19 protein-coding genes are annotated in these 21624 nt (G+C 67.0%); all 19 read left to right on the top strand.

Annotation, left to right across the window (positions count from 1 at the left end; genetic code table 11):
- Window positions 1-15 precede the first annotated feature (15 nt).
- The 19 genes from OG251_RS41580 (at window position 16) to OG251_RS41490 (ending at window position 21623) form a co-directional block, all read left to right on the top strand.
- The gene (locus tag OG251_RS41580) at window positions 16-798 is read left to right on the top strand and encodes a class I SAM-dependent methyltransferase (protein ID WP_326682457.1); all 783 of its coding nucleotides are present in this window, start codon (window positions 16-18) and stop codon (window positions 796-798) included.
- Window positions 795-3080 carry a xanthine dehydrogenase family protein molybdopterin-binding subunit gene (locus OG251_RS41575; RefSeq protein WP_326682456.1) on the top strand — a complete coding sequence of 762 codons (2286 nt, stop codon included), beginning with the start codon at window positions 795-797 and terminating at the stop codon, window positions 3078-3080. Before OG251_RS41580 ends, OG251_RS41575 begins: the two co-directional genes overlap by 4 nt.
- 157 nt (window positions 3081-3237) lie before the next feature.
- Window positions 3238-3744, top strand: coding sequence for a (2Fe-2S)-binding protein (locus tag OG251_RS41570; protein ID WP_326682455.1), 507 nt, complete (start codon window positions 3238-3240; stop codon window positions 3742-3744).
- A 97-nt stretch (window positions 3745-3841) separates the two neighbouring features.
- Window positions 3842-4717 carry an FAD binding domain-containing protein gene (locus OG251_RS41565; protein WP_326682454.1) on the top strand — a complete coding sequence of 292 codons (876 nt, stop codon included), beginning with the start codon at window positions 3842-3844 and terminating at the stop codon, window positions 4715-4717.
- A gap of 68 nt (window positions 4718-4785) precedes the next feature.
- On the top strand, window positions 4786-5706 hold the full coding sequence (locus OG251_RS41560; protein ID WP_326682453.1) for an ABC transporter permease: 921 nt from the start codon (window positions 4786-4788) through the stop codon (window positions 5704-5706).
- 101 nt (window positions 5707-5807) lie between these two features.
- Window positions 5808-6578 carry an ABC transporter permease gene (locus OG251_RS41555; protein WP_326682452.1) on the top strand — a complete coding sequence of 257 codons (771 nt, stop codon included), beginning with the start codon at window positions 5808-5810 and terminating at the stop codon, window positions 6576-6578.
- 123 nt (window positions 6579-6701) lie between these two features.
- Entirely contained in the window at window positions 6702-8072 is a 1371-nt protein-coding gene (locus tag OG251_RS41550) for a condensation domain-containing protein (protein ID WP_326682451.1), read from the top strand.
- Between the two features lie 191 nt (window positions 8073-8263).
- The gene (locus OG251_RS41545) at window positions 8264-8944 is read left to right on the top strand and encodes an FkbM family methyltransferase (protein WP_326682450.1); all 681 of its coding nucleotides are present in this window, start codon (window positions 8264-8266) and stop codon (window positions 8942-8944) included.
- Window positions 8945-9114: 170 nt separating this feature from the next.
- On the top strand, window positions 9115-9780 hold the full coding sequence (locus tag OG251_RS41540; protein ID WP_326682449.1) for a class I SAM-dependent methyltransferase: 666 nt from the start codon (window positions 9115-9117) through the stop codon (window positions 9778-9780).
- An 884-nt stretch (window positions 9781-10664) separates the two neighbouring features.
- Window positions 10665-11495, top strand: coding sequence for a TauD/TfdA family dioxygenase (locus OG251_RS41535; protein ID WP_326682448.1), 831 nt, complete (start codon window positions 10665-10667; stop codon window positions 11493-11495).
- A 161-nt stretch (window positions 11496-11656) separates the two neighbouring features.
- Window positions 11657-12994, top strand: a complete 1338-nt coding sequence (locus tag OG251_RS41530; RefSeq protein ID WP_326682447.1) for a hypothetical protein — start codon at window positions 11657-11659, stop codon at window positions 12992-12994.
- A gap of 96 nt (window positions 12995-13090) precedes the next feature.
- A complete protein-coding gene (gene cs1, locus OG251_RS41525) occupies window positions 13091-14083 on the top strand; it encodes a clavaminate synthase Cs1 (protein WP_326682446.1) in 993 nt (330 codons plus the stop codon).
- Window positions 14084-14292: 209 nt separating this feature from the next.
- Complete coding sequence (locus tag OG251_RS41520) at window positions 14293-15486, top strand: serine hydrolase domain-containing protein (RefSeq protein WP_326682445.1); 1194 nt, start codon at window positions 14293-14295, stop codon at window positions 15484-15486.
- Between the two features lie 130 nt (window positions 15487-15616).
- A complete protein-coding gene (gene rfbA, locus OG251_RS41515; protein WP_326682444.1) occupies window positions 15617-16507 on the top strand; it encodes a glucose-1-phosphate thymidylyltransferase RfbA in 891 nt (296 codons plus the stop codon).
- A 49-nt stretch (window positions 16508-16556) separates the two neighbouring features.
- Entirely contained in the window at window positions 16557-17813 is a 1257-nt protein-coding gene (locus OG251_RS41510) for an MFS transporter (protein WP_326682443.1), read from the top strand.
- A gap of 8 nt (window positions 17814-17821) precedes the next feature.
- Window positions 17822-18997, top strand: a complete 1176-nt coding sequence (locus OG251_RS41505; RefSeq protein WP_326682442.1) for a radical SAM protein — start codon at window positions 17822-17824, stop codon at window positions 18995-18997.
- 21 nt (window positions 18998-19018) lie between these two features.
- Entirely contained in the window at window positions 19019-19297 is a 279-nt protein-coding gene (locus tag OG251_RS41500) for an acyl carrier protein (RefSeq protein WP_326682441.1), read from the top strand.
- Entirely contained in the window at window positions 19294-20616 is a 1323-nt protein-coding gene (locus OG251_RS41495; RefSeq protein ID WP_326682440.1) for a hypothetical protein, read from the top strand. Before OG251_RS41500 ends, OG251_RS41495 begins: the two co-directional genes overlap by 4 nt.
- Window positions 20613-21623, top strand: a complete 1011-nt coding sequence (locus OG251_RS41490; RefSeq protein WP_326682439.1) for a Gfo/Idh/MocA family protein — start codon at window positions 20613-20615, stop codon at window positions 21621-21623. The genes OG251_RS41495 and OG251_RS41490 overlap by 4 nt, the downstream gene beginning before the upstream one ends.
- Window position 21624: the final 1 nt, after the last annotated feature.

The following is a 21624-nucleotide window of genomic DNA, read 5'->3' as shown; positions in this document are numbered from 1 at the left end:
GGAGCTGAGAACGTCATGGGCACTGTCGACAGCGGAGCGCGAGCACTGTCCTTCGGTGAGATCGTCGATCGTTACGACCGGTACCGGCCCAGCGTGCCGCCGGAGGCCCTGGACTGGCTCCTCCCGGACGACTGCGGGACAGTGGTCGATCTCGCCGCCGGCACCGGCGCGCTGACCCGGCGCCTGGTGGGCCGCGTGCGGCACATCGTCGCCGTCGAGCCCGACCCGCGGATGCGCGAGACCCTCGCCGTCAACTGTCCGCAGGTGCGGCTCCTGCCGGGAACCGCCGAGCAGATGCCGCTGCCCGACGGTCAGGCCGACGCACTGCTGATAGCCATGGCCTGGCACTGGATGGACCCGCAGCGCGCCATGCCGGAGATCGCCCGCGTGCTCCGTGGCGGCGGTACGTTCGGCGTCCTGTGGAACCACCGGGACGTATCCGTCCCCTGGGTCGCCGAACTCGACCGGTTCACCCGCGCGTTGCGGGCCAGGGAGAGCGGCGGCGGCGCGGCGCAGTCGCCGGGCCGCGCCCTGGACCCGCCGCCCGGGACACTGTTCAGCCCTCTCGTCGAAATGCGCATGACCTGGTCGATGACCGTCACCGCCGAGGAGATCGTCGGGCTCCTGGGCACCGATGCCAGTGCGATCGCCTTGCCGGCGGAGGCCCGTCGGGCGGTTGACGAGCAGGTGGCCCGGTACGCACGTGACGAACTGGGCCTGTCGGGGGACCGGACGATCGAATTGCCTGTGGCGTGCCGCTGTCTGCGCACCACCAGGAACCCCGACACCGCACCATGAGCGCCTTCGGCACCCGGATGAACCGGGTGGAGGACCGGCGGCTGCTCACCTCGGGCGGCGTCTACGTCGACGATCTGCGGGTACCCGAGCTCCGCGGAGCGGCGTACGTGACCTTCGTACGTTCCCCGGTCGCGCATGCGGTGATCACCCGCATCGACACGTCCCGGGCGCGGGCCCACCCCGGAGTGGTGGCCGTCTACACGGCCACGGACCTGACCGGCCTCCCCGCACCGCAGCCGTTCGGGCGTCCGGCGCACAGTGGCGGGTTCTTCGCCGAGCTCCTGCTCGCCGGCGAGAAGGTCCGGTTCGTGGGGGAGCCGGTCGCGGTCGTGCTCACCGACGCGCGGTACGACGGCCGGGACGCCGCGGAACTCGTCGACGTGGAGTACCGGCGGCTCCCCGCGGTCGTGGGCCCCGCCGAGGCGCTCCTCGACGAAACCCTCCTGTTCGAGGAGGCCGGGACCAACCTGGCCGGCCAACGGGACCGCGACACCTACGACGACACCGTCTTCGATGAGGCGGACGTGGTCGTCGAACGGGAGATCGTGAACCACCGTGTGGCCTGCGTCCCCATGGAGGGCCGTGCCACCGCGGCGGTCTTCGACGGCACGAGGCTCACCGTGTGGCACAGCAGCCAGAACGCCCAGCGCTGCCGGAGCACCCTGGCCGAGTCCCTGGGCATCCCGTCCGAAGCGATCCGGGTGATCGTCCCGGATGTCGGCGGCGGGTTCGGCGCGAAGATCGGCATCGACCGGGACGCGATCGTCGTCGCCTGGGCCGCGTGGCGGTCGGGAAGAGCGGTGCGGTGGGCGGAGAGCCGCGCCGAGAACCTCGTCGCCATGACCCAGGGCCGCGCCCAGCTCAACCGGATCAAGCTCGGCGGCAGACGCGACGGCACGATCACGGCGTACCGCCTCGACGTCGTCCAGGACGCGGGCGCCTACCCGCGCACCAGCACGCTCGCCCCCGTGACCTGCACGATGGCTCCCGGTGTGTACGACATCCCGCATGTGCAGTCCGGCTACCGGGTCGTCGTCACGAACGCGACCCCCGTCAACAAGTACCGCGGCGCGGGCCGTCCCGAGGCCACGGCCGCCATCGAGCGGGCCGTCGACCTGTTCGCCGCCGAGATCGGCATGGATCCGGCCGAGGTCCGCCGTCGCAACGTCATCGCCGCGGACGCCTTCCCCTTCCGTAGCGCAACGGGGGCCTGCTACGACTCCGGTGAGTACGGGGCGGCCCTCGACAGGGCCCTCGGCGCCGCGGCGTACCCCCGGCTCAGGGCCGAGCAGGCCGCCCGCAGGGACAGCGGATGCGTCAAGGTGCTCGGCATCGGCATGTCCGTGTACGTGGAGATGACCGGCGGCGGTGGTGAGACCGCCAAGGTGACCGTGGACGGCAAAGGGCAGGCGACGGTTCTGACCGGCAGCTCGACGCAGGGTCAGGGCCACCACACCGCCTGGGCGATGCTGGTCGAGGCCGAGCTCGGCATTCCGGTGGACCGGATCACCGTCGTGCACGGGGACACCGACCTCATCCCGAAGGCCGTCGGCACCTATTCGAGCCGGTCCTTGCAACTCGGCGGTTCCGCGGTCCACAAGGCAGCCTCCGATGTCAGGAGCCAGGCCCGGCGGCATGCCGCCGGCCTTCTCGGAGTCCGCGAGAGCGACGTCACCCTGGACGTGGGTTCCGGCACATGGCACGTGGCGGACGACCCCGGCCGGTTCCTGACCTGGGGCCAGGTCGCCGACCACACCGGAACGGCGAGCATCTGCGCCGATGTCGAGTTCGCCTCGGACCGGCCGACGTTTCCGTTCGGCGCGCACCTCTCGGCCGTCGAGGTCGACACCGAGACCGGGATGGTCACGGTGCTGCGGCACGTGACCGTGGACGACGCGGGGCCGATCCTCAACCCGGTCCTGGCCGAGGGCCAACGACACGGCGGCATCGCGCAGGGTATCGCCCAGGTCCTGTTCGAGGAGGTGCGATACGACGCTGACGGCACCCCGCTCAACGCGACGCTCGCCGACTACGGGGCCGTCGCCGCCGCCGACCTGCCCGACTTCGAGCTGGAGGCCGGCGAGACCCCCACGGATGTGAATCCCCTGGGCGTGAAGGGAATCGGCGAGGCGGGCACGATCGGTTCCATTCCCGCGGTGCAGAACGCCGTCATCGACGCGCTCGCCCATCTCGGTGTCCGGCACATCGACATGCCGATGACGCCGGGCCGCGTCTGGGCGGCGATCAGGGAAGCGGACGCCGAGCGACGGTCTCCACGTTGAACGGCGGATACCCGGCCGGCGGGCGGGTGCGGGTGACCGCGCGAAGGCCGTCTCCATCGCCGCCGGTCCCACAGGACAACCGGCACACGTCGCGCGCCACCGACAAGGCCCGCCCGCCCGTCCGCCCGTCCGTCCGTCCGTCCTCAAGAGGGAAGACATGAATCGCATCTCGGTGAACGTGGACGGCACGACGTACGAGGACGAGGTGGAACCGAGGCTCCTCCTTGTCCACTACCTGCGGGACCGGCCGGCCCTGACCGGCACCCAGATCGGCTGTGACACAGGGAACTGCGGGGCGTGCACCGTCGACCTGGACGGGGCGAGCGTCAAGAGCTGCTCCGTCCTGGCGGTCCAGGCCGACGGCGGTGAGGTGACGACCCTCCAGGGGCTCGCACAGGACGGCGAGTGGCATCCGCTGCAACGGTCCTTCCACGAGCGGCACGCCCTCCAGTGCGGCTACTGCACTCCCGGGATGATCATGGCCGCCCGCGATCTGCTGCGGCACAACCCCGATCCGAGTCCCGAGGAGGTCCGGTACTCGCTGAGGGGCAACCTCTGCCGTTGCACCGGCTACCAGAACATCGTCCAGGCCGTGCTCGCCGCGGCTGCCGCGCCGGACTCCGTGACAGCACCGGCAGCGGGAGGTGAGCAGACGTGGCCGTGACCGCCACGGAGCCCAGCACCTCCGCCGATGCCGGCCCGGGGCGCGGCTTCCCCGTCCCGCCCCGGACGCGGGATTCGCGGGAACCCGGAGGTGCGGCATGATTCCCGCGGCATTCGACTACGCCTGCCCGACGAGCGTCGAAGAGGCCGTGCGTCTGCTGGCCGAGTACGGCGAGGAGGCGAAGGTCCTGGCCGGCGGCCAGAGCCTGCTGCCGATGCTGCGACGGCGGGCCGCCCGGCCGCGGTTGGTCATCGACGTCAACCGGGTGCAGCGGCTTCGCGGTGTGCGGGAGGAGGCGGACTCGCTTGTCATCGGCGCCATGACCACCCACCACGACGTCATCCACGACGCGTTGGTCCGCCGACATGCCCCGCTGCTGGCCTCCGCGACGGAGACGGTCGGTGACCCCGCCGTCCGCCACCGTGGAACCGTGGGCGGCAGCGCCGCCCACGCCGACCCGGCCGGGGACCTGCCTCCGGTGATGCTGGCGCTGAATGCCGGGATGGTGGCGGAGGGCCCGCGAGGACGGCGCACCATCCCGGCTGCCGAGTTCTTCGTCGACCGCCTGGTTACCGCGCTGGAGGCCGACGAACTGCTCGTCGGGATACGGGTGCCCAAACCGGCGGAGGGCTGGGGCTTCCACTACGAGAAGTTCCAACCCTCGGCGCAGGCGCCCACCTTGGTCGGCGTGGCCGTGGCGGTACGACGCGAGAGCGGGAGTATCGCCGAGGCGCGTATCGGGCTGGCCAATATGGGCGCCACCCCGCTGCGGGCCGCCGCAGCCGAGGCGGCGCTGGCCGGTGCGGACGCCACTGAGGAAGCCGTGGCGCGGGCCGCCGGGGCGGCGGCCGAGGGCACCTCGCCGATGTCCTGCGGGGGCACTCCGTCCGAGTACCGGGCTCACCTGGCACGGGTGCTGACACGCCGTGCCGTTCTCAGGGCGGTCCGGAGCACCGGAAGGAACGCTGTCTGAGGTCCAAGCACCTATCTGAGGGTGCCCGTGGACGGCGCAGTCCTCCTCTTGAATCAGGAACGGGTCGAATGAACAACCCACGCTTCGGTTTTCCTTCCTCAGCACCGCGACCGAGAAACCGGTTCGGCAAGCAGGACAGTGTGAACGGTGAGGGCGCACCTCCCATGACCTGGCGTCAGGAGGGCATCGCCTACGCCGGAATAATAAAAGTTCAGATCCGTACGCAGCTGATCTACCGTGCGGACTTCCTCTTCGGTCTGATCGGGATTCTCACACAGATCTACCTGCTCAAGCTGGTATGGACGGCGGTCTTCCCGGACTCGGGCTCGGCTGCCGGCTCCGACGGAAGCCGGATCACCCTCTCCACTCAGATCGCCTACGCAACACTCGCCATGCTTCAATACTGGCTGTTCAATCCGTCGAGACTCTCACTCATTCCCGATCGTATTCGACAGGGCAGCGTGGTCATCGACCTGGTCCGTCCGATCAGCTTCACCTCGCAGATGTTCTTCTCCCAAGTCGGAACCACTTTCGCCATGGTGCCGTTCGCGGTGATAGCCCTGCCGTTCGCGGTACTGATCGGCGGTATGCAGCCACCCGCCTCGGCAGGCGCGGCATGCGCCTATCTGATCAGTCTGGTCCCTGCCTATCTGATCACCGTCCTGTTGTCCGAAACCGTGAGCATGGTGGCGTTCTGGACCATGGAGATCGGCGGAATCTTCTTCATCTATCGCATGGTGTCCCAACTGCTCTCAGGGACTCTGGTGCCGCTGTGGTTCATGCCGGACTGGCTTGCGACGCAGATTCAATGGCTGCCGTTCCACGCCACTATCTACACGCCGCTCTCCATATACCTCGGCCAAATCAGCGGTCCGGGCGAGACGCTGACGGCCCTGGGTGTCCAGTGTGCCTGGGTAGCAGTTCTGTGGCTGGTACTGCGTTTCGTATGGCTCCGGGCCATGAGGCAAGTCGTCATCCAGGGAGGGTGATCATGAGAGTCGCAGGAAAGGACGGAAATTCGCCCGCATGTCATCCACCGCGACCGGTCGCAAACCTGCCTGTGCCGTGGTGGCGGGCCTACTTGCTGTTGATGGGCGCTGCCGTCCGGGCCCAGTTGCAGTACCGCAGCAATCTCCTCCTCACCTTCGCCGGCGGAGCGGCCTTCCAGAGCGTCGGGCTGGTCTTCGTGTGGCTGGTCGTCGAGAGATTCGGTGCCATCGACGGCTGGTCCATGGCCGAGGTCGCTTTTCTGTACGGCATGCGGCTGGTGTCCCACGGGCTGTGGCTGGTGCCGTGCAGCCAGGTGTACCGCATTGACGCGGCCTTGCGTACGGGGGTTTTCGACCGTTATCTGATCCGTCCTGGCGGTCCACTGGTACAGCTGCTCACCCAGCGGTTCCAGCTGGAACACGTGGGCGATCTCGTGACCGGTGTCGTGGTCCTCGGAGCCGCCGCATCCCGGCTCCACATGGGCTGGTCGTTTCTCGGCGTGGTCTATCTGCTCCTGGCCGTGGCCGGAGGCGCCATGATCGAAGGGGCATTGCAGCTCGCCATCGCTTCGCTGTCGTTTCGGGCCCTGTCCACCCAGTCCCTGCGCATGCTCATCGACAGTGTCTTCAACAACTTCGGTGGCTATCCGATGAGAATCTTTCCCACGGCGACGCAGTTCGCCCTCACCTTCCTCGTGCCGCTGGCTTTTGTCGCCTATCTGCCCGCCGGGGTGCTGCTGGGACACTCCGCTGGCCTGCACGTCAGTCCCTGGCTCGCCTTCGGGGCGCCAGTGGTGGGACCGGTTCTTCTCCTCCTCGCCCACCGGCTGTGGCGGAGCCAGATCAAGCACTATTCGAGCAGCGGCCATTGAGTGGCCCGGCCACGCGTCTCGGCGGCGAAGCGAGGCACACTTCCGGCGCATTCGAAGAGTGAGTACTGCGGCAAGGGACCGATCTGTTCTTGGCGCAACAAGAGCGAGCATGGAGAGAAGACCTTGGAAGTTCCTCTTACCTCCGAACAAGCCTGGTTTCTGGATGTGATCCATCCGGCGCTATGGAATCCGAACCTGTGGACATTGACACGACTCTATAAAATGCCCCACGATGTCGACCGCCGAACACTGGAGGGCGCCATTCACGATATCTGGAATTCACACTCCGCTCTGCGGGCGCAGTTCGAGCACCGCCATGACGGATGGCGCCAACGGATAGTGGATCGATCGGATTCGGTACCGATTCGCCACTTCGATGCCAGGACGATTCCACGTGATCAGCTTCGCACCGTGGCGACGCAGATAGCGGCAGAGGTCGGCCGCATGGTCAATGTGGATTCCGGAACACTTGCACGCTTCGCCGTGGTCGATCCCGGAGCGGATGAATCTCCGTACCTTGTGGTGGCCGCTCACCACCTTGTGGCGGATGGGATCTCCCTGTCGTTGCTGGAGCGAGATCTTCAGGCGGCGTGCACCATGCGTTCCTCCGGGAAGCATTTCACCTCCAACTCGGTTCCTTTTGAGGAATATGCGCACAGGATTCAGGAATTTTCCAGGTCCGGCGAGCTCGAAGGCGAACTCGACCATTGGCTAAATCTGCCGTGGGGAGATCTCACCCGGATACCGACCAGGACCCCGGACTACCACGCGGACTCGGTCCGCCAGGTATGCAGTCAGGACATTGACATCCCGGCCGATACGGCGACACGCCTCGCCCAAGAGATACCAAAGATCTTGGAAGTCACCGAACAGGAGCTGCTCCTCGCCGCCGTCGCGGATTCTGTGACATCGCTGACAGGGCGAGATATCTGCATCAAAGTCGTCCACAACGGCAGAGCGATAACGTATGGTTCAGCGAGCGGAAATGATGACCACGAGAAGGCTGTCAGGCGTCATCTCCTGCCACCCAGGGTCTTCAACACGGTCGGCTGGCTGGCCACTTGCGGTGTAGTGGTGCTGCCTCGTCGAGGCGAATGTGACGCTGCGACGTACATGCAACGGGTACGCGATGTTATCCGCTCCGTTCCCAACAGCGGCATCAGCTTCGGCCTTCTCCGATGGCTCGGGCACCCGGACCGTATGCGCCGGCACATCGACGACAAGGGTTGGGGCCCGCAGGTCCACTTCAATTACTTCGGGCAGGCCCCGAAGAAGCGGGACGACCGCACGTTCCAACGCCTTCGACTGCCGTTCGAGGAAACGTACTCGACGCATACCGGCGCCCCTGAGCTGAACGTGAGAGCGCAGTTTCACGACGAGGGTCTGAGGATGAGCTGGCTGCATGACGGATATCTGCACGAGAAATCCATGGTCGACACCTTCATGTCCCGTTGCCGAGATGCCCTGTTGGAATACTCCACCATCGGCGGATGATCGGCCCTCGTACGAGGCGATACCCAGTCCCGGAGAGCGGGCACCGTCATCAGGACCAGCAAGATCCGCGGGGGCGCGGCCACGCTCCATGGCGGTTCCGTACCCACCATTCATCCTGCGATTGCGAGGGTCTCATGGAACGTCCGAAACCACAGGGGGTGAGGGATCTCCCGCCGTACACGGAGAACCTGATGACCTCACAGGAGCGGCGACGTCTCCTGCTCCGTGACATCGATGTGGTCATCGACGGAGGCGCGAATTGCGGTCAGTACGCGAAGTGGATGCGGCAGTGCGGTTTTCGCGGAAAGATGATCTCCTTCGAGCCGGCGTCGGCGACGTTCGACGTGCTGTCCGACGCCGCCCGGTCGGACGACGACTGGCACTGCTACAACGCGGCGCTCGGGCCGGAGGACGGCCAGGTCCAGTTGCACCTGACACGTACGTCGCTCGGCTCATCGGTCTTCCGGCGGACCGATCTCCACCGCCGCGTCTGGCCCGGCGACATCGAGGCCGGCACGGAGCTGGTCCCGATGCGTTCGTTGCGCTCGCTGTGGGACGAGTTGGGCTGCGACGGGCAGCGGGTGTACCTGAAGCTGGACGTGGAGGGGGCGGAGCTTTCCGTACTCAAGGGTGCGGGGCCGCTCCTCGACCGTGTGGCGCTGCTCGAACTCGAACTGTCGCTGGTCGACATGCACCGCGGCGCACCGGCGTTCGACGAGGTGCTGAACTTCCTGACCGGACGGGGCTTCTCGGTGGTCGCCCTGGAGCAGAACCACAGCGGCGACGACGCGACCGGTCAGATGCTGATGATCGACGGCATCTTCCGGTCGTCGAGCGCCGGACCCTTCGATGCCGGGCCGGGCCGGCAGTGACGCCAAGGGCTGTCCCGCCAGGGATTTCGGGACAGCCCTTGGGGCAGCGGTGGCCCTATGGCCGGCCGGGAACAGCGTTTGCCCGGTGCCGCACGGCCCTTTGACGGTGAATCTGCGCATTTCTGTACACAGTACGAGTCGGTCCTTGAAACTCCTGGAGGAGATGACTGATGAAGTCGGAATTGGAAGCTGCGGCCGGAAACATTGTGCGGTCGATGTATTCTCGTTTGCAGTCGAACGGGATCCGGATACACGAGGGATCGTCGTCCGTGCATCAGATCGCTGACCTCATGCACATAGCCGAAGGCGAAGGCATTGAGAGGATAGCGGAGGTGGGTTTTCACGCGGGCCTTTCGAGCTTTGCTTTCCTCGGGGCGAACAAGAGGGCTTCCGTGACGTCCTTCGATATCGGCTTCCATGAATGTGTTCCGCGCGCCAAGGAATTTGTGGACGAAGAATTTCCCGGGCGTCATGAACTGGTGATCGGTGATTCGAGCAGGACGCTGCCGACCTACCGGGAGTTTCACCCGGACGTTGCCTTCGATTTGGCTTTCGTGGACGGCGGGCACAGCCTGGACGAGGCCCGGTCCGACATCGAAAACCTCGTTCGCATGTGCCGAAAGGGCGCGACGATCGTCATGGACGACATCGTTCCAGAGTGGCCCTGGGGAATCGGCCCGACCGAGGCGTGGGAGAAGGCGATTGCGTCCGGAAAGGTGCGGGAGATCGCACGGCATTTCGCCGAACCGAGTACGGACGTCTTCTTGAATCTGCTTGCTCCGGGGCCGGAGACGAGGCCGGTATCTCATTGCTGGGCCATCGGCGTGGTCCAATGAACCGACTGCGTCCTGCGTGTACCTCCGTACCGACTGTGCCCACGGGCCGACACGGCGGACCCCGGCCCTGACCTCGTCCGGCCCCCGCTTGATCCGGGCCGAGATGTGCGGAGGCGCGAGACGCTGAGGTGCTCGCGAGGCGGGCCGCGCAACGGGCGGCGGGACGCATGGCCGTGTGGCGTGGCGGCGGAGCCCGAGCGTCGCCGGCGGAACGCGACCATGCGCCGCCGGACCCGAAGTCGCCGCATCCGCAGGCGTGTTGTCGTCGCGCACACGAGTGTCGAGGGCCGCGGCGGAGCCGCGTCACCACTGAATGCGGGACAGAGCCGCTTGATGGGGCGCTCCCCAATTCACCGTCGTCGGGGTGACGTGGCTGATGCTCCATGGTCGATGGGCCACTAGACACAGCGGCGGGCTCGGCAGGAGTATCGCTTTGTATTCCAGCGAGCACGAACGGGCCCGTACTCGGGGGAAACGATTGGACGTCAATTCTCTGCATCGAATCACTGGGAGAACGCGGTGCTGAGGAGCCATCAGACCGTCGCCTTGTCTTTGGAGCTCTTCGAGCTCCGGAAAGGTGAACGTGCAGGAGGTACCCCGGGTAGGAACAAGCGCAGGGCGGGGTACGTCTTCCGCTGTATGAGGGCCATGCCCTGCGCAGGGCTGACGCGGAGTCCGACGGACCGGTGTTCCAGCGGCCCGTGACGGGCGAGACGGACGCTTCGCAACCGCTTCCACCGGTCTGCGTCCGGTGGCCGCGGCACACGGTGATCTGCCACCCGTTCCTGGGCAGTTCGGGGGCAGTGCCGCGAGGCGGGAAGCGGTACGTCGCGTGGTGTCCATCGCCGGCCTATGGAACTCTATTTTCCGGAAGGTGAGATCCGTTGAAGCAGGCCCAAGCAGACTACCGTAGCCAGGATATTGGGCGCAGGATCGAGTTCTCTGCTCCCGGCGCAGCCGTATCGCTGGTGAGTGACCTTGAGCGCAATGGATTTTCCGTCGCCGTCATGGGTGATTCCGTAGACGGCCCTGAAACCTGTCTGAAGAGACTGTCCTCCTCGCTGGGACTGGGCGATCCAGTGGTTCCCTCTCTGTACCGTCGCGAGAATGCCGAACAGTACGCGAGTCTCTATCACGAAGTGCAGAGAAACCCTGCGGACGAGCATCCCGGTTTCAGTACGACCGATGGCCAGGCGTTGCACGCGGACGGTCTGGCGGACGAGATCGGAAAGCTCAAGACCTCGATCCTCTACTGTGTGCGTGCTGCGCACACCGGCGGGGAAACGGTGATCTTCAATGCCGTGGCCGCTTTCGCGGCGTTGCGTGCATCCGACTCCGAAGCGGCTTCCGCGCTGCTGGCCCCACGTGCGCTGGAGCGGCGGGCCACGATCCCCGGTGTCGAGGCCAGCGCGATCGGCCCTGTCTTCGCTGTTGAGCCCGACGGCAGTGTCATCACGCGATTCACGGACAACGACACATGCGAATGGAATCATTCCGTCGGCTCGGCCGGCAGCCTGGCGCGCGGTCTTGAGTTCCTTCGGGAGGCAGCTCAGGAGCCCCGATACCGCACCACGGTGCGGCTGGCTCCGGGGGAAGCCCTGATATTCCGCAACGACCGGGTCTCGCACGGCCGTACCGCATACCAGGACAGTCCACGATATCGACGCCTTCTGGTCAGGGCGGTGTACGGCCGTCCACCCCGGCCGGAGGGCTGAGCCGAGCAGGGGAATACCCGGGGTCATCCCCCCGACCCCCGGCGCGTGAGGACAGCCAGGGCGCCTCTCCAGGTTGTCGGATCGCCCGAACACCTCTGTATGCGAGCATCTCTCCGACTTGCGATGCACTGCATCCGACACCGCGCACTGATCCGTCAGTCATGACGGGTCAGCCCTTCGGAGCGATCGGTCACCTGCTCGTTTTCATCAGGGCGGACGGCGGTGTCAGAGAAATCTGCAAGGAAGAAAGGGAACTTAAGATGGCGGACATCTCGGAACTTCGCAAGGCAATCCGCGAATTCCGCTGCCACGAGAAGAGTGCCGAATCCGCTGTCAACCTCGTGCCGAGCGAGAACAAGATGTCACCGCTGGCGAGCATGCCCCTCGGCAGTGACTACTACAACCGCTACTTCTTCAATGACGCGCTGGACCCGGACTTCTGGCAGTTCCGGGGCGGCCAGGCGGCGGCCGAGCTGGAGACGGGACTGGCCGTTCGCAGCTTGGCCCGGCTGGGCCGGGCCCCCTACGTCAACGTACGGCCCATATCCGGGATGTCGGCCATGATGATCGCCATGGCCGGCCTGGGCGGTGAGCCCGGCGGAACCGTTGTCTCCGTCGATGCAGCGTCCGGCGGTCACTACGCCACTGCGGATCTGGCGCTTCGGCTCGGCTTCGCCTCCGCCACGGTGCCTGTCGCACAAGGCCGGGTCGACGAGGTCCGGCTGGAGCGGGCCCTGCGTGAACGCGCACCGAAACTGGTCTACCTGGACCTCCAGAACAGCCGCCACGAGTTGCAGGTGTCCCGCGTCGCCGAGCTCATCGCGGCGCACTCCCCGCGAACACTCCTGCATGTGGACTGCAGTCACACGCTGGGGCTCGTCCTCGGGGGAGCCCTGGAGAACCCGCTCGATGCGGGCGCCGACACCATGGGAGGGTCCACCCACAAATCCTTTCCGGGTCCTCACAAGGGGGTCCTGTTCACGCGGTCGGGTGAAATGCACCGCAAGCTGCGGGACGCCCAGTTCAAGATGCTCAGCAGTCACCACTTCGCCGAGACCCTTGCGTTGGGTCTTGCCGCTTCGGAGTTTCTTCACTTTGGCCAGGCATATGCGGAGCAATTGATCGGCAATGCACAGCTCTTCAGCAAACTGCTGGGAGCGGAAGGCTTCGACGTCGTCACGGACGACGACGGCCATGCCACCAGCACACACCAGGTGTGGGTGAAGATCGGGAACGCCGCACGGACCGACAGCCTCTCGCGGGCGCTCTACGACCACGGCATCCGAGTGAATGTCCAGGTGGACCTCCCGGGCGTGCCCGGCCCGCTCCTGCGTCTCGGTGTCAGCGAATTCACGTTCCTGGGAGGACGTGAGGCCGCAGTGCACGCCCTGGTCAAGGAGTTCGGCAACGCACGGTCCGACATCCGCCGGGATGGAAAGGGGAGTCTGCGAGTTCGCGAACAGTACGGCCCCCCGCACTACTTCGCAGACCTTCCCTGACCCCTGACGAGACAGCCAAGGTCCACGCGACCGCATGGCCCCGGCTCCGTCAGGTCGCCCGCGCACATTCCAATCAATGCAAGGGAGATACGTATCATGACCTCTCCGATCCTTGACTGCGCCCCGTTCAGAGAGCAGTTGCTCGGTATGGCCTCGGCGCTCCCGGAGGTTCCCCGCGCGGATCTGTACGGCTTTCTGGGGACCGCGAAGCAACTGTCCGGGGGCCTGCCGGAGGAACTGTCCAAGGGGCTGGACGAGTTCAATGTCAACGGCAACCAGGACGGCTATCTGCTCCTGACGGGCCTGCCCGTCGAGTCGGAAGCGGAGCTGCCTCCCACTCCCACGTCCGCGCCCACGCCGGAGGACCGCAGGCTGCTGAACATGGAGGCGATGCTCGCCGTCGTCGGGGGCCGGCTGGGGCTGCTCACCGGCTATGACCAGGGATACGGGAACCGTCGTTCCCGCTCGGTCCTCCACGAGCTGTACCCGGCACCCGACGCGCATCCCCTGTCAGGAGGGACCACCGAGACGCAACTGGAGTTTCACTCGGACCTGAACCATCACGCTCTTCAGCCGAACTACATCATCCTCTCCTGCTCGCGCGCCGACCATGAGCGCAGGGCGGCGACCGTCATCAGCTCGATCCGCAAGGCCCTGCCGCGGCTCGGCGACGAGGTGAAGAAGCGTCTGTTCGACCGTGAGCTGCCCCGGCCCGTCGGAGTGACCTTCGGTGACCGTGTCGAGGACCCGGAGGTCACCGCCGTCGTCAGGCCGCTGCACGGGGATGTGGACGATCCGCACCTCGGCTATGACCGGTCGATCCTCACGGCTGAGGAGCCGGCCGACAAGGAAGCCCTTGCCGCACTGTCCCGGGCCCTGGACGACGTGGCCGAAGAGGTGCAGCTCGTCCCGGGCGCCCTGCTGATCATCGACAACTTCCGCACCGCGCACGCGCGCAGGCCGTTCACCGCGCGTTGGGACGGCAAGGACCGGTGGCTTCACCGGGCCTACGTCCGCACCGATCGGGACGGACAGCTGTCGGGCGGCGAACGCGCCGGCGATGTCGTCGACTTCGTACCCCGTCGGTAGCGGGCCGTGCGCGTGCTGTCCGTTGCCGGGAAGGACAGGAAGCTACGTCCTCCGCGCCGGGTACGCCGGTCAGGGGCACCGGGCCCGCCGGCCCCCGCGCTCGGCCGGCGCGGTCAACGGATGCCGCTCGAAGCCCGGGAGCCACCGCGTTCACCGAGCGGACCCCGTATCGGACCACGTGCGGACACAGAGAGAATGAGGTGCAGAGAGTGACGGCAGACGGCTTCTCGCAGAGAGGGCTGGCCCGGGTGCGAGAGGTGCTCCAGCGTCACGTCGAGGCAGGCCACGGCCCGGGCGCGGTCGCCGTGCTCGCCCGCCACGGCGAGGTCCACATCGAGGCGACGGGCACTCTCGCCTTCGAGGGCGCGGGGTCGGGGACGCCGATGGCGGCCGACACGCTCGTCCGCATCGCGTCGATGACGAAGCCGGTCATCGCCGCCTGCGCGATGACGCTCGTCGAGGACAGTGTGCTCCGCCTCGACGACCCGGTCGACACGCTCCTTCCGGAACTGGCGGACATGACCGTGCTCGCCGATCCGAACGGGCCGATGGACGAAACCGTCCCGGCGGAACGCCCGATCACGCTGAGGGATCTGCTCACCTGCCGCCTCGGCACCGGCGCGATCATCGCCGAGCCGGGAACGGTGCCTATCGCCGACGCACTGGATGCGCTCTGGCGCGGTCGGGGCCCGGACGATCCCGGGCCGTCACCGGACGAGTGGATCCGCCGGCTCGGTGCGCTGCCGCTCGTCTGCCAGCCGGGTGAGCGCTTCATCTACAACATCGGCCCCACCGTCACCGGCGTGCTCATCGCCCGCGCCACCGGCATGTCCCTTGAGGACGTCGTGCGCGAACGGATCTGCGAGCCGCTCGGGATGAAGGACACCGGCTTCCGTGTGGGCCCCGAGAGCGCCGGACGGCTGGCGACCGCGTACGAACTCGACGAAGCCACCGGCGAACTTGTGGTCGAGGACGGCCCCGACGGGCGCTGGAGGCAGCCGCCGACGTTCAAGGCGCCCGCCGGCGGGCTGGTGTCGACCCCCGAGGACTTCCTCACGTTCGCCTCGGCGCTGCTCCACGGCGAGCGCATCCTCTCCAGGCCGTCGGTGGGGCTCATGACCAGTGATCACCTGACGCCGGCGCAGAAGGCGGTCTCCAGCTTCACGCCGGAGTGGTTCTTCAGGGAGTACGGGTGGGGTTTCGGGGTGTCGGTCCGCACCCGGAGCGCGCGCTTCGGACCGTCCGTCGGGAGTTACGGATGGTACGGAAAGTACGGCAGTTACTGGATCAACGACCCTGCCGAGGACCTGACGGCGGTGCTCATCCTCCAGCGGACGGAGTGGGAGCGTCTGCCGGTGTACCTCGGGTTTCTGACAGCCGCCTACCGGGCGATCGCCGACTGACCGCGGTTCCGGAGACCGCCGTGCCGGGCTGCTGTCCCGTCGTCATCTGCATCGCGGACCGAATGCCGGGCACCCGTAACGGAAAGGGTAGAAAACCTATGTCCGAGTATGTTCTGGCCTTTGTCCTGTAATGCGCGGCATCATTTTGGCGGGCGGGACCGGCTCCCGGCTGTGGCCGGTCACCCATTCTATTTCGAAGCAACTTCTGCCGGTTTTCGATAAGCCTATGGTCTACTATCCGTTGACCACGCTCATCATGGCCGGAATGAGAGAGATTCTGCTCGTCACCACCCCCTACGATCTGCCCGGTTTCCGGCGGCTTCTCGGTGACGGATCTCATCTCGGCATACAGCTGGACTATATGGTGCAGGAAGAACCGAAAGGAATTGCGCAGGGCCTTCTGCTCGGTGCGGATTTCCTGGAGGATGAACCGGTCGCACTCATACTCGGCGACAACATCTTTCACGGCGGCAACCTGGGAAGCGGGCTGTGCGAGCACACCGATCCGGAGGGCGGCCGGATCTTTGCCTACCCGGTTGATGACCCGACGGCGTACGGGGTCGTCGAATTCGACGAGAAAGGAGTGGTGGTCTCGATCGAGGAGAAACCGCTCGTACCGAAATCCAGGTACGCGGTGCCCGGACTCTACTTCTACGACCACAAGGCGGTGAAGTTCGCTCGCGACCTCGTGCCGAGCGACCGCGGTGAGCTGGAGATCAGTGCCATAAACAGCGCCTACCTGCGCGAGGGCGAACTGACGGTGACCGTCCTGGACCGGGGTACGGCATGGCTGGACACCGGGACCTTCTCCGCCATGGTGCAGGCGTCGGAATACGTGCGTGTGATCGAGGAACGCCAGGGCCTGAAGATCGGCTGCGTGGAGGAAGCGGCCTGGCGCTGCGGCCTCATCGGTGACAGGGAGCTGCGCGAGTTGAGCCGTCCCCTGCTGCGCAGCGGATACGGCCGCTATCTGCTCGGCCTGCTCGACGATCCGTCCGGCGAGGAGGCCGTACGTCCCTGAGGACTGTCCACCCCAGCCATACACGGCGGAGCGAGGAAGGAGTCGGTACATGGTGAGGCCGCTGTTGCTGAGGGACCCGAACCTGAGGCGGTTCATCCTCGCGCGGTCGTTCTCGCGGGCCGGCGACGCGGTGTTCCCCATCGGGCTCACGGCCGTCATGGTCGAGCAGGACTTCAGCACCTCGGCCGTGGGCCTGGTGCTCGGCGCCTCCATGGTCCCGGTCGTGGCGCTGATGCTCGTGGGCGGAGTGCTGCTCGATCACTTCCAGCCCCGGACTCCCATGGTGATGGCGGACTTGACGAGGTGCGCACTGCAGGCTGTCCTCGCCCTGCTCTTCCTCACCGGCAGACCGGCACTGTGGCAGATCCTGGTGATCGTCCTCTGTACGGGAGTGGCCCAGGCGCTCTTTCAGCCCGGAGCGGGAAGTCTGCTGAAACAGGTGGTTCAGGGGGACACCCAGCCGGCCAACGCGACCCTGCGGGCGGCGGAGTCCGTCGTCTCCCTGGCGGCGCCGGCGGGCGCCGGGTTCGTCATCATGGCCCTCTCCGCGCCCGTGGTGATCGTGCTCGACGCACTCTCGTTCGCGGCCAGCGCCGTGCTTCTGCGGCGCATTCGTCTGGCGGCCGTCCGCAGACCGGTGGGCCGGCCCGACATGCGACGCGAACTGAAGGAGGGCTGGCGCGAGTTCGCGGGACGTCCGTGGCTGTGGTCGACCGTGAGTGTTTTCGCACTGTTCGGACTTCTGGTATTCGGTCCGTTCGACGTTCTCAAAGCAGTTCTGCTCATTGAGAGATTCGGGGCGACCACCTATGGTTTCCTGATCTCGACCTTCAGTCTCGGGGCCATAGCGGGCGGAGTTCTCGCCTGGTGGTCCAAGCCGGCCAGGCCGCTGATGGTCGGTGTACTGAGCCTGATGGCTTTCGCACCACTGCCCGCGGGTATCGCCTTCGGCGCGCCCCTGTCCCTGCTGGCCCTCTTCTTCTTCATGGGCGGTACGGCGAACGCTTTCTGGGCCGTCATGTGGGCGACCACCGTCCAGTCCCACTCTCCGCCGCACGTGCTCAGCCGTATTCACTCCTACGAGGTCCTCGGCTCGATCGGACTGGTCCCCGCGGGACGCGCCCTGGCGGGTCCCGTCGCGGCGGGAATCGGCGCCTCGGCCGTATTGCTGACTTCAACCGCTTTCCTCCTCCTGGGAGGCCTGGCGCTACTGCTCGTACCCGCCGTTGTCCGTCTGGGCCGGCCGGCTCCGGCCGAACAGGCCACCAGCGGCAGAGAACAGACCGTTGATTCCCACCGACTCTAGGGGATTCCGTGTATCCGCAGACACGTCGCACGCTCACCGACAAAGAATTCGCCGACATCAAGCACACCGTGTCGATCCGGTCCAAGTCGCGGGCCCGGATGCGTACCGACCTCGCCTACGCCTCGGAGGTGCCGCGCGAGGTGAGCCTTCAGCTCACCTACCGCTGCAACCTGCGCTGCACCCACTGCTACCAGTGGAACGACCAGGGATTCTTCCGCGACTGGGACGTCGCCAAGCAGCGGACGGAGCTGGACACGAGCGTCGTCGAGGATGTCCTCTCGGCGACGGAGAAGGTCCGGGGAAAGCTGTTCCTGTGGGGCGGCGAACCGCTGATGCACAGCAAGTTCGACGAGGTGTCCCGGCTCATCGAGCGATACCCGCGAACGGTCAACATGTGCACCAACGGCCTGCTCTTCGAGCGCAAGATGGACGACCTGCTGAGGATCGGCAGGCATCTGAACCTGCTGGTCAGCCTGGACGGGCTGGGAGCCGATCATGAAACGCTGCGGGGCAAAGGTACGTTCGGGCGGACCGTGCGCAACATCCGGGCGATGCTCGACCTGAAACGAAAGGGCGAGTTCCAGGGCGAGGTGTCGGTCTCCTGCATGGTGTCGGAAGCCACCGTGGGCCGGATGTACGAGTTCATGGAGTGGGCCGAGGAAGTCGGGGTCAACACCGTCTACTTCCAGTTCCCCTGGTACATCAGCCCGGATGTGGCGCACTCCATGGACGAGGTGTACGCCGAGCACTTCGCCTGGCTGGAGCCCGACACCGGAACCGCGCAGCCGACCTGGCACTCGTACACCTATCGGCTGCCCGAAGAACTGCTTCCGGTGCTGCGGGACTCGATGGCGCGGCTCGCCGGCCGGGTGTGGGGGCCTCGTGTCCGCTACCAGCCGCAGCTGGAGGAGAGCGAGGTCGAGTCGTTCATCCGGGGTACCTCGCAGCCGGCTCAGCAGCGCAAGCGCTGCCTGGCCGTCACCAACCGCATGGAGGTCCACGCCGACGGAAACGTCAGCTCCTGCAAGTTCTTTCCGGAGTTCGTGGTCGGGAATCTGTACGACACCCCCGTGATCGACCTCTGGCAGAGCGATAGGTTCCGGCGGGTCCGATCGATCCTCGCGGAGACCGGCATGATGCCGGTGTGCTCGAAGTGCATTCTTCTCTACTTGAATGGGGTGTGAGTCATGGTGCCGGAATCCGACATGGAAACGCGTGTGAAGAAGGTCCTCGTCGATATCTTCAAGGGGAAGTTCGAGGCCCATGAGATATCCGTCGACGCGGACATCGTCCAGGACCTGGGGCTCGACTCCCTCCAGGCCATCGAATTCCTGCTGCGGATCGAGGAAGAGTTCGACATCGAGTTGGAGTACGAGAGTCTCAGCCTCCAGACGCTTCGCTCGGTTCGGCAGTTCAGCGCCGAGACCGTCCAGCCGCTGGCCGGTGGCGAAGAGGGAGCGGAGCCTCAGGAATCGCGGACGTGACCACCGCTGTCCACTTCGGCACGTTCGGGGCCGAACATCACTGGCGCCCGCACGACTTGGCGGAGCTGCCCCGGCTGGCGCCGTCGGGGACGGGCCCCGTCGTCGGGAGCATGGACGAGATGCTCTTCGGCTTCACCTCGCCCGGTGACCTTCTGGTCACCCGGGGAGCGCTGACGGCACCGCACCGGGAAGCGATGGCGAAGGCGGGCTTCGACTTCGAACACCGTTGCGTGCGAACGCCGGTGGCGGACGGCGACGGGGCGGCCATCGCGGAGGAGTCCGCCGTCGAGGAGCTGCTCGCGCGGGACCAGGAGTCGGTGGAGGCCATCAGCGGGCATGAGCGCGCCCTCCCCTTCGCGGTGCTGCCCGCCACGCAGCGGCTGCTGACCAAGGCAGGGCGGCCGTCCGCGGTGCCGCCCGCGGAGACGGTGGCCCGGGTCAACGGCAAAGCGTGGTCGACGGCGCTGGCACAGCGCCTCGGGCTCCCGGGGACGGGCCGCCTCGTGTACTCCGCGGAGGAACTGGAGACCGCGCTCATCCGCACACTGGCCGGGGGAGAGCGCGTAGCCCTGGTCAAGGACGCCTACGGGGTCGCCGGCCAGGGCGCCGTGGAGGTCATGACACCCCGGGCATCCGCCCGACTGGTCAGACACGTCCGGCGCCAGGAGGAGCGCGGGCTGCGGGTCACGTTCGTGGTACAGCCGCGCCATGCCCGGCGTGCGGACTTCTCCGGCCACCTCGTCATCGGATGCGACGGTACCTGGGAGCACCTGGGTCTGCGGAACATGATGAACGACGGCTACCGCCACCACGCCTCGGGGCCGCCGGCGCCCGATGTGACGCGCCGCGCCCGGCGCGGGGACCACACGGCGGTTCTGGACGAAGTGGCCGCGGCCCTGGTGGCGGAGGGCTACTTCGGCCCGGTCGGTGTCGACGCGATGCTGGTCGAGGGCGACGCATGGGTCCCGCTCCTGGAAGTCAACGCCCGGAGCTCGCTGGGCCTGCTCAGCCTGCATCTCGACCGGCGGGCCGCCCGCTACGGGCTGAGCGGCCACCTGTGGCAGAGCGATGTCGTCGTGGAGCCGGGAGCAGGCATCGACCGGCTGCTGCGCGCGCTCTCGGAGGACGGGCTGCTCTACACACAAGGACCGCAGGCAGGTGTGCTGCCGCTCGTCGGCGGCTCGCTCCGCACCTCGTCCGGGCGCCTGTTCTGCGCCGCCTTCTGCGCCCCGGAGGACTTTCCGCGGCTCCGGGCACGTACCGGGATCAGTGCCGGGCGTGCGGGGATCCATGGGAAACGAGGAGGTGTCCCGGTATGAGCCTGGCCATCGGACTGATCGGGGCGACCGGGATAGCCGAACGCACCATGATCCGCCCCAGTCAGGAGTACCACGATGTCAGCGTACGGGCGGTGGCCGCGTCCGATCCCGACCGTGCCGAGGACTATGCCCGCCGTCACTCGATCCCGCACGTCCACGCGGACTACGAGGACCTGATCGCCGACCCCGCGATCGACCTGGTCTACATCTCCCTGCACACCGCGGGACACGCGCGATGGGCGGAACGTGCGGCGCGGGCGGGCAAGCACGTGGTCGTCGAGAAGCCCCTGTGCCTGACCCGGCCGGAGCTCTCGGCGATCGCCGCCGCGCAGCGGCACGGGGGCGGCCATGTGCTGGAGGCGTTGCCCACGCTCGGACACCCCTGGCACCGGACGGTGCGCGAATGGCTGCGGGCGGGCACGTTCGGCGAACTCGACGGTGTGCGCAGCCGGTTCGACTTCGCGGTGCAGCCGGGGCCGGGCTACCGCTGGCGGCCCGACCTCGGTGGGGGGTGCTTCTACGACTCCGCGGGGTACTGGCTCCAGGCACTCCAGGACACGGTGGGCATCACCGACGTCCGAGGGACGGGGCACTCCGACTTCGACGGCTTCGGCAACGTGGACCGCCGGTTCTCCGCGGCCCTGGTGCTGCCCACGGGACAGCGCGCCCTGCTGGAGTGCTCCTTCGGCACGACCCGTACCACCGAGCACGTGTTTGTGTTCCGTGAGGGCACCGTCCGGATCCGGGGCGTCCTGCTGCCCGTCGCCGGGGCTGTTTCCCTGAACATCACGGTGGTCGCCCGTGACGGCAGCAGAACGGTGACCAGAACACCCGCGGTGTCCTACTACACACAGCAGTTCGCACGCATCCGTGCCCTGCTGCGGCAGGAGGGCACGCACTGGGGCGCCGAACTCGGGGCCTCCGAACCGCGAATCGCGCTCATGGACCGGATCCATGAGTCGGCACGGCGCAGCATGTCCGGGTCCGTCGAGGAGGAGCGAGAATGAG

The sequence above is a fragment of the Streptomyces sp. NBC_01237 genome (assembly GCF_035917275.1).
Classification (GTDB): domain Bacteria; phylum Actinomycetota; class Actinomycetes; order Streptomycetales; family Streptomycetaceae; genus Streptomyces.
Note: the sequence above shows the minus strand (reverse complement) of the source record. Positions and strands in the feature narration are given on the sequence as shown.